This is a genomic window from Bacillus zhangzhouensis (assembly GCF_000715205.1).
GTDB classification, from domain to species: domain Bacteria; phylum Bacillota; class Bacilli; order Bacillales; family Bacillaceae; genus Bacillus; species Bacillus zhangzhouensis.
Map to the genome: position 1 here is coordinate 1 of NZ_JOTP01000048.1, position 8,562 is coordinate 8,562.

General features: G+C 42.6%; 8 protein-coding genes and 1 tRNA gene. 7 read left to right on the plus strand and 2 right to left on the minus strand.

Going from position 1 to position 8,562, the window contains the following annotated elements; all coding sequences use genetic code 11:
* Positions 1-428 precede the first annotated feature (428 nt).
* Both dnaB and BA70_RS18435 read left to right on the plus strand, forming a co-directional pair.
* On the plus strand, positions 429-1,793 hold the full coding sequence (dnaB, locus tag BA70_RS18430; RefSeq protein WP_003214779.1) for a replicative DNA helicase: 1,365 nt from the start codon (positions 429-431) through the stop codon (positions 1,791-1,793).
* Between the two features lie 129 nt (positions 1,794-1,922).
* Complete coding sequence (locus tag BA70_RS18435) at positions 1,923-2,336, plus strand: VOC family protein (RefSeq protein ID WP_034325183.1); 414 nt, start codon at positions 1,923-1,925, stop codon at positions 2,334-2,336.
* A gap of 33 nt (positions 2,337-2,369) precedes the next feature.
* On the opposite strand, the gene BA70_RS18440 is transcribed toward BA70_RS18435, so the two are convergent.
* Positions 2,370-3,575, minus strand: coding sequence for a cytochrome P450 (locus BA70_RS18440; RefSeq protein ID WP_034325184.1), 1,206 nt, complete (start codon positions 3,573-3,575; stop codon positions 2,370-2,372).
* Positions 3,576-3,711: 136 nt separating this feature from the next.
* Here BA70_RS18440 and BA70_RS18445 point away from each other — a divergent pair, with 136 nt between their 5' ends.
* The 4 genes from BA70_RS18445 to BA70_RS18460 all read left to right on the plus strand — a co-directional run bounded on the left by BA70_RS18445 (position 3,712) and on the right by BA70_RS18460 (position 7,297).
* The gene (locus tag BA70_RS18445; protein ID WP_034325185.1) at positions 3,712-4,296 is read left to right on the plus strand and encodes a TetR/AcrR family transcriptional regulator; all 585 of its coding nucleotides are present in this window, start codon (positions 3,712-3,714) and stop codon (positions 4,294-4,296) included.
* A gap of 215 nt (positions 4,297-4,511) precedes the next feature.
* A complete protein-coding gene (locus BA70_RS18450; RefSeq protein ID WP_034325186.1) occupies positions 4,512-5,801 on the plus strand; it encodes an adenylosuccinate synthase in 1,290 nt (429 codons plus the stop codon).
* A gap of 137 nt (positions 5,802-5,938) precedes the next feature.
* Positions 5,939-7,072 (plus strand): DUF418 domain-containing protein, encoded by a 1,134-nt coding sequence (locus tag BA70_RS18455; RefSeq protein WP_034325187.1) that lies wholly within the window; start codon positions 5,939-5,941, stop codon positions 7,070-7,072.
* 15 nt (positions 7,073-7,087) lie between these two features.
* The gene (locus BA70_RS18460; protein ID WP_034325188.1) at positions 7,088-7,297 is read left to right on the plus strand and encodes a hypothetical protein; all 210 of its coding nucleotides are present in this window, start codon (positions 7,088-7,090) and stop codon (positions 7,295-7,297) included.
* 97 nt (positions 7,298-7,394) lie between these two features.
* On the opposite strand, the gene BA70_RS18465 is transcribed toward BA70_RS18460, so the two are convergent.
* Entirely contained in the window at positions 7,395-7,919 is a 525-nt protein-coding gene (locus tag BA70_RS18465) for a peroxiredoxin family protein (RefSeq protein ID WP_034325189.1), read from the minus strand.
* Positions 7,920-8,262: 343 nt separating this feature from the next.
* On the opposite strand from BA70_RS18465, the gene BA70_RS20090 reads away from it, so the two are divergent.
* A tRNA-Lys gene (locus BA70_RS20090) sits at positions 8,263-8,524 on the plus strand.
* Positions 8,525-8,562: the final 38 nt, after the last annotated feature.

An 8,562-nucleotide genomic window follows, 5' to 3' on the forward strand; every position in this document is an offset into this window, starting at 1 on the left:
AGTCTGATCCCTATTTTTTTTGATCTATTGGTTATCAAAATGGCTCCTTACAAGACATTGGGCAAAAAGAAAATGATGGAGTTAAGAAAACGATAGATTAACAAAACGTGAACGACAACAGATACAAATCCCATTAGCGATAATGAAGGACTCTATAACAATTTATGTTACAGAGTCTTTTCTATTGAAATGCGCTAGTTTTGCTGTTCAGAAACACACTGTTCAACGAAACATCCTCATGGTAATTTTGACTATAGTTGATGTTTTTCACTTTTTTATTGATGAAAATGTTAAAATGATGAGTAGCGTATTTTTTTATGAAAGGACGGTGCTTGGCATGACGGAACTTCTCGATGACCGGCTGCCGCCGCAAAATATAGAACAAAATAAGTTTCTGAAGTTGAAGTTATGAAAGGACGGTGCTTGGAATGACGGAACTTCTCGATGACCGGCTGCCGCCGCAAAATATAGAAGCCGAGCAGGCCGTATTAGGTGCTGTTTTTTTAGAACCATCTGCGCTAACGCTCGCTTCTGAGGTATTAATTCCAGAGGATTTCTATAGAATGTCGCATCAAAAGATTTACAATGCGATGCTTGTACTTGGAGATAGAGGGGAACCGGTCGATCTTGTCACGGTGACATCAGAACTTGCCAATACAGATTTACTTGAAGAGGTAGGGGGGATTTCGTATTTAACGGATATTGCGAACTCAGTCCCAACTGCCGCAAACATTGAATACTATGCAAAAATTGTCGAAGAAAAATCGATTTTAAGACGTCTGATCCGTACAGCGACAACCATCGCACAGGATGGGTATACGCGAGAGGATGAAGTAGAAGATCTATTGAGTGATGCTGAAAAAACCATTATGGAAGTGGCTCAGCGTAAAAACTCAGGAGCTTTCCAAAACATTAAAGACGTTCTTGTTCAGACATATGATAATATTGAACAGCTTCATAACCGAAAGGGCGATATTACAGGGATTCCAACGGGATTCTCTGAGCTTGACCGGATGACAGCTGGATTCCAGCGAAATGACTTGATTATTGTAGCGGCTCGTCCATCAGTAGGGAAAACAGCCTTCGCATTGAACATTGCACAAAATGTCGCGACCAAGACAGATGAAAGTGTCGCCATCTTTAGTTTAGAGATGGGGGCTGAGCAGCTTGTCATGCGTATGCTTTGTGCAGAGGGAAATATCAATGCACAGAACCTAAGAACCGGTAATCTAACAGAAGAGGACTGGGGTAAGCTGACAATGGCGATGGGTTCGTTATCAAACAGTGGGATTTTCATTGACGATACACCTGGCATTAGAGTAAGTGAAATACGCTCTAAATGCCGCCGTTTGAAGCAAGAAAACGGTCTTGGGATGATCCTGATTGACTACTTGCAGCTCATCCAAGGGAGCGGACGATCAAGCGATAACCGTCAGCAAGAGGTATCTGAAATCTCTAGGGCTTTAAAATCGCTGGCGAGGGAACTTGAAGTTCCGGTCATTGCCCTGTCTCAGCTTTCCCGCGGGGTAGAGCAGCGTCAGGATAAACGTCCGATGATGTCTGATATTCGTGAATCAGGAAGTATTGAGCAGGATGCCGATATCGTGGCATTCCTTTATCGTGATGATTACTACGACAAAGAATCAGAGAATAAGAACATTATTGAAATCATTATTGCCAAACAGCGTAACGGTCCAGTTGGTACGGTATCACTGGCGTTCGTCAAAGAATATAACAAATTCGTCAACCTGGAAAGAAGATTTGACGATGCGGGTGTTCCGCCCGGTGCTTAAAGCCCAGCTCAAGAAGCTGGGCTTTTTTTGATCCATCTACATCGAAAGAATGACTGAAAAACAGCCGAAATGAGGAGGAGAGAGAAAAAAAGAGATCGTATACTAAAAGGAGAAAAGGAGTGATGACAGATGAAATTTCAACAGTTCGAAGCCGCTCAATTACGCATCGCACGCCCAACAGCCAACATGAAAGAGGTTATTTCCTTTTATGAAGAAGGCTTAGGGCTCAAAAGAATAGGCTCATTTGATCAGCATGAAGGGTATGATGGTGTGATGCTCGGACTTCCTCACCAGCATGTTCATTTAGAAATCACCAAACATGAAGAAGAAGAGAGCCTGCCCGTTCCGCATCCAGAACAGCTGCTTGTTTTCTATATTCCTAATGAACAGGAGTTTCGGCAGATGAAAGAAAGACTGATCTCATTTGGTGGACGGCATGTCATCTCTACGAATCCATACTGGGATCGAGGAGGTGCAACCATTGAAGATCCAGATGGATATCGAGTTGTGCTCATGAACACAGAAGGAATTACACCTGTTTAAAAAGACTCCCATGCTTGGTGGGAGTCTTTTCTGTTATAAACGGGCTGTGACGCGTAGCTTCAGCTCTTTCAGCCCATACATGCCGCTGTTTGTCATTGGCACATAGGAGAGGAGTTCTAGTGACTCATATCGGTCCAATAAGTCCTTGATAGCAGTACATGCTTCAAGACGGGCAAGTGGTGCACCTAGACAGAAGTGGATGCCGTGGCCGAAGCCAATATGAGGGTTAGGATGGCGGTGTATATCGTACTCATGTGCGTTTGAAAACTGGCGCTCATCCCGGTTAGCAGAAGCGAGAAAGACAATCACATGGTCTCCCTTTTTCAACGCTTTCCCTCCAAGCTCTGTGTCCTCTCTGACATAGCGGACGATTGTAGGCGCTGGTGCACGGAAACGGACGGCCTCCTCCACAGCACGCGGGATGAGCTCAGGTGATTGAGCGAGCGCTTCATACGCCCCTGGTTTTTCCAACAAGCTAAAGATCATATTGGAGATCAGATTGGTGGTCGTTTCGTTGCCTGCTAAAAGGAGAAGATTGCAGAAAGGGATTAATTCATCCGCTGACAGCTTGTCTCCATCCTCTTCAGCTTGAATTAAAAGAGAAATCAAATCTTCACCGAGATGCTGACGCTTCTCTTCGATGATGTCAGCAAAAAATGCCATCATGTCAGCTTCGCCTTGATCTCGTGTTTTCTGCCATTCAGCTACATCCTCTTCATTTTCACTTTTAGGCATACTAACCAGAAGATCTGACCAATCTTTAAAGGACTGTTTATGTTCTGACGGCACACCTAACAGCTCTGCAATGACAATGACAGGAAGCGGATAGGAGATGTCTTGAACAAGATCAATTTCTTCTTTCCCATCTATCTGCGCCATGAGTTCATCCATCAATTCTTGAATACGTGGTTCCCACGATTTCATCACTCGAGGTATAAAGGCTTTGCTCACAATGGAGCGGATTCGTGTGTGTTTCGGCGGGTCCATCATCACCATTGTTTTCATCAGAGAATGTTTCCGCTGGTCTTTAGGAGGTTGACTAGAAAAGGTATCTTTATCGATTGTTACACGCTTTGCCTCTTCGTATGTGAATACACTCCAAGTTTGACTGCTTTCATCAAAATGAACAGGTGATTCCTTACGCATTTTGGCATACCAATCAAATGGGTTATACGGGTCCTGCTTGTTTTTCCCTCTTAATAACGCTTTTTGCACGGCACTTGGTGTTGTTGTTTCCATGATCATCACTCCTTATTGGTTGTCAGATGATTCCTTTTTTTCGTTGTGTTAGATTAAAGTTAATTCATCAGCCGAGAGGATTCAACCAACAGAAAAGCGAAATCTGTTGAAGAAAATGGGAAGGGGAGAGCGGCTTGTGGCGGACTGCTACAGAGGGGATAAGCGCGCAACTGATTCAAAGCAGCAATTAAGAAAAGCGTTATTTCATTTATTAAGAGAGAAGGAATGGGGAAAGATTTCCGTACAAGATTTAACGAAAAAGGCAGGCATCCATCGCACCACCTTCTATCAGCATTATGAAGATAAGTTTGATCTTGCCCAGCAGGTCATGGATGAGATGTTTGATGTGATGAAAGCTGCTATTTTTGCTCCTGTACAAGAAGAGGATTGGCAGGCTGACCACGCAGCATATGTGTATATTTTTCGATTTTATCAACACTTGCAGGAACATGAAGAGGAGTATCAGATTCTATTGAAAAGAGGGCGAGAGCTTAATATTCATCAGACAGCCAGTGCTTTTTTTGAGGAAAGCTTTTCTTTAGGATTAGAGGAGGTCGCGGGTTCAAATCCTGACCCGCATCATGTTCCTCTCGAGATGCAGAAGCAATTTGTCATTTCTGCTTATGTTGGAACCGCTGAATGGTGGCTGAGGAAAGGAAGACCGTATTCACCTGACTTCATGGCAAGCTCGATGATTCAATTAATTGAAAATCATGAATAAAGCGGGAATCGATAAAAACAGTTGTTTTTGCTCAAAATCTCCTTTTTCAAGCGTAGACGAAGCGATTAAAGCGCTTTTTCTCACATTTAAAGCGAACAAAATTTGATTTCGAGATATTAATGTTCGGATTTAGCGTTGACTTTTTCGTTTTGCATTGATAAAATAAATGTGTTTGAAAGAGATAACGTTTTGAAAGGTTAACGGAGGTGCACGATATGTCTTCAGTAGTCGTAGTAGGTACGCAGTGGGGTGACGAAGGGAAAGGGAAAATTACCGATTTCCTTTCAGAAAATGCAGAGGTGATTGCCCGTTATCAAGGGGGAAACAATGCAGGTCACACGATCAAATTTGATGGAGTGACTTACAAGCTACACCTCATTCCGTCCGGTATTTTTTATAAAGAGAAAACTTGTGTCATCGGTAATGGAATGGTGGTTGATCCTAAAGCGTTGGTCACTGAGCTTGCGTATCTTCACGAACGGAATGTGAGTACAGAGAACCTCAGAATCAGCAATAGAGCCCATGTGATTCTGCCTTATCATTTAAAATTGGACGAGGTAGAAGAAGAGCGGAAAGGGGCTAATAAGATCGGTACGACGAAAAAAGGAATCGGACCAGCTTATATGGACAAAGCAGCTCGCGTCGGAATCCGTGTCGCAGATCTATTAGATCGTGAAGTTTTTGAAGAGAAGCTTGCACGTAATCTAGAAGAGAAAAATCGTCTTTTAGAGAAAATGTACGACACAGAAGGCTTCAAAATTGAAGATATTTTAGACGAGTATTATGAATATGGCCAGCAAGTGAAAAAATATGTCGTGGATACATCTGTTGTATTGAATGATGCACTAGATGAAGGACGCCGTGTTCTATTTGAAGGGGCACAAGGCGTTATGCTTGATATCGATCAAGGGACATATCCATTTGTGACGTCCTCTAACCCAGTGGCTGGAGGAGTGACGATTGGTTCTGGCGTAGGACCTACGAAAATTCAACATGTAGTCGGCGTGTCAAAAGCTTACACAACACGTGTTGGAGATGGCCCATTCCCGACAGAACTTCATGATGAAATTGGCGATCAAATCCGTGAAGTTGGCCGTGAATACGGTACGACAACTGGACGCCCGCGCCGTGTTGGGTGGTTTGACAGTGTTGTTGTCCGTCATGCCCGCCGTGTGAGCGGTATTACAGATTTATCTCTGAACTCAATCGATGTACTGACAGGGATTGAGAAATTGAAAATCTGTGTCGCTTATAAATTGAACGGAGAAATCACAGAGGAATTCCCAGCAAGTCTAAAAGAATTAGCGAAATGTGAGCCTGTCTACGAAGAAATGCCAGGATGGACAGAGGATATTACAGGCGTGAAGAATTTAAGTGAACTGCCTGAAAATGCCCGCCACTATTTAGAGCGCATTTCACAATTAACAGGTATTCCACTTTCTATTTTCTCAGTCGGACCAGACCGTTCACAAACGAACGTTGTCCGCAGCGTGTACCGTCCATAAGTATAGACTGATCAGACACCAGTAAAATCACACATTTTACTGGTGTTTTTTTGTTTAAATATTCCTTAAATTCAATAGAACGGACTTCCCGGTATTACCAAAATATGATAACTGTATAAAGGGGAAGGAGCGTTCAAGTGAAAGAAAGAATACGATTATTAGATATTTTACGAGGCTTTGCCATACTAGGCACATTGGGGACGAATGTTTGGTTTTTTGCGTACGCAGGGGATACCTTTGCGACAGATCAGATTGCAGATGAATATGAAAATGGCAGTTTGCTTGAAAGCATTGTCTCGATGTTCGTTTATGGCAAAATGCTCTCGTTGCTCACCATCATGTTTGGTGTTGGATTGGAGCTGAAGTATCAGCAGGCGAAAAGAAAAAACACACCTTGGCCGGGTACATATTTATGGATTCTTTTATTTTTATTTATCGAAGGCTTTGTCCATTTTGCCCTTGTGATGGAATATGATGTGCTCATGAGTTACGCCGTCACGGGTTTACTTGTGGCTTTCATTGTACGTGGAGGGGACCGGCGCATCAAAAAGGGTATGATCTTCTCTGGTGTGATTCACCTGCTAGTCATGTCATTTCTGATTGTGTTCTCCCTCTCTGAAATGGAGACAGAATCCTATGATCCAAGTAGTGAACCAATGCTAGAGGAGCAGCTGCCAGAGGCATGGATTTCTCAAGTTCAAGAGCGATTACAATACTTTTTCATGTACCGTGAAGAAGCGATTTTTATCATTCCAATGAATACATTTCTGTTTTTATTAGGTGTTCGAATGATGAGAGCGGGTGTTTTTTATGCGAATGAACGCGGGCAATCTCTTCGGAAAACATTGTTCCGAATCGGTTTATGGGTTGGTCTGCCGCTGAATGCACTCGTCTTCGTGCCGAATGAAATAGTGGAATTCGTGGTGCGCTACGTCTTTTCCCCATTCCTCTCTATCTTCTATATAGCTGTCATTGCGAAGCTCTTGGCACATACGGAATCATGGTTCATGTGGACTTGGTTTGAATATGTAGGGAAAATGGCGCTTAGCTGCTACATCCTGCAAAATGTCATCTGCTCGATTCTTTTTTATAGCTGGGGATTGGGTCTTGGCGGTCAAATCAATGCACCCCTCATCGTATTATCATGGCTGCTCATTTCACTTCTGCAAATAGCGATTTCGGCATTTTGCTTAAATGTGTGGCGGATTGGGCCAATGGAATATATCCGATCGCGGGCACTTCGCCGGGTGACGATGAAGAAAGCATCGTAAAGGGGAATAGATACAATGTTTTTTAAAAAAATGACGAAAAGAGAACAAGTGAATGCACATAAAGCAGCAGGATCGGCGTTTGTTTTTTATCTTCTAGCATTAGGAGTGCATGCGATGTACGCTTTTTTTCAAGGTGACAGACTTCCCGTCACTTTTGTGATTTTAATGACGGGTCTCCTTGTGTTTTTCACCGCAGATTGGTTATACAACAAAAAATATTCATAAAAAAAGAAGCCCTCATCACGAGAGCTTCTCAGCGTGTAGACAAACCCTCGCATCTTTGTCAACAATCTGAGAAGCCCTCATCACGAGAGCTTCTTTCTTATTTCAGGCTTTTATATTGCCCTTTTAAATTTTTACGAATGTATTGGATGATTTTGCGCAATTCATTCGCATGCGGTCTTCCAAATGGACTTGTTTGTCTTTGCTGATAGAGTACTTGGCCTTTTTCATTTAATAAGAAATAGGCGGGTTCTCCGTGTACCCCGTGATCTTCATATGGGGCATCTTCTCCATGATAGAACACTTCATATGCTTTTAATGAAGTGAGATCTTGGTCAGACATGATCGGGAAGGAAAGTCCCTCTTGATCAGCAAATTCCTTCAAGTCATCAGGTTTATCCGTTGAAATCGCCATTAAGTGAATATCCTTGTCTTGAAAGTATGATTGTTGCTTTTCTAGCTCTTTTAATTCCTCTACGCATACTGGGCACCATGATCCTCTAAAGAAAATGATGAGGTGCCAGCTTTGATGATCCTCTAAATGTTTGTAGAAATCAATGTGTTCGCCCTGCACCGTTGGCAGTGAAAAATTGGGCATTTTATCTCCTAATTTGAATGAACTCATGCTGCTTCCTCCTTTTTCAATCACAATGTTACTTGTCTCTTTTATAACCATTTTCAGGCGCTTTGAAACGTTTCTATGTGCTTGAAGAGGCAGTGACCATTGAAAAGAAGGGTCAAAATTGAAGGCGTTTGCAGAAATGGGCGATTTGACAGGGGATATCAAATCCGACACTTTTTTAAAAAAAATGTCGAAAAACGTATTGCCATATGTAATGACTCTATGATATTATAAATCTCGTTGTTGCAAAGGTCTCTGAAACTTGTTAGGATGCGATGTTCCAGCTTTTTTAAAGCGATTGGTTTGACGCAATACAGCTTCTTCAGATTCACTTTTCACAAACCGAGAGCCATTAGCTCAGTTGGTAGAGCATGTGATTCACCTGCTAGTCATGTCATTTCTGATTGTGTTCTCCCTCTCTGAAATGGAGACAGAATCCTATGATCCAAGTAGTGAACCAATGCTAGAGGAGCAGCTGCCAGAGGCATGGATTTCTCAACTTCAAGAGCGATTAACATTCTTTTTAATGTAAAGTGAAGTACTTATTTTTATAATGCATCTGACTTTTAATCAGAGGGTCGAAGGTTCGAGTCCTTCATGGCTCACCATGTATTGGCCCGTTGGTCAAGCGGTTAAGACACCGCCC

What these genes read in the sequence shown, in the direction of transcription:
- BA70_RS18435 (WP_034325183.1), top strand. Translation starts at nt 1,923, where the DNA reads ATGAAATTTCAACAGTTCGAAGCCGCTCAATTACGCATCGCACGCCCA.
- BA70_RS18460 (WP_034325188.1), top strand. Translation starts at nt 7,088, where the DNA reads ATGTTTTTTAAAAAAATGACGAAAAGAGAACAAGTGAATGCACATAAA.
- BA70_RS18465 (WP_034325189.1), bottom strand. Translation starts at nt 7,919, where the DNA reads ATGAGTTCATTCAAATTAGGAGATAAAATGCCCAATTTTTCACTGCCA.
- dnaB (WP_003214779.1), top strand. Translation starts at nt 429, where the DNA reads ATGACGGAACTTCTCGATGACCGGCTGCCGCCGCAAAATATAGAAGCC.
- BA70_RS18450 (WP_034325186.1), top strand. Translation starts at nt 4,512, where the DNA reads ATGTCTTCAGTAGTCGTAGTAGGTACGCAGTGGGGTGACGAAGGGAAA.
- BA70_RS18440 (WP_034325184.1), bottom strand. Translation starts at nt 3,575, where the DNA reads ATGGAAACAACAACACCAAGTGCCGTGCAAAAAGCGTTATTAAGAGGG.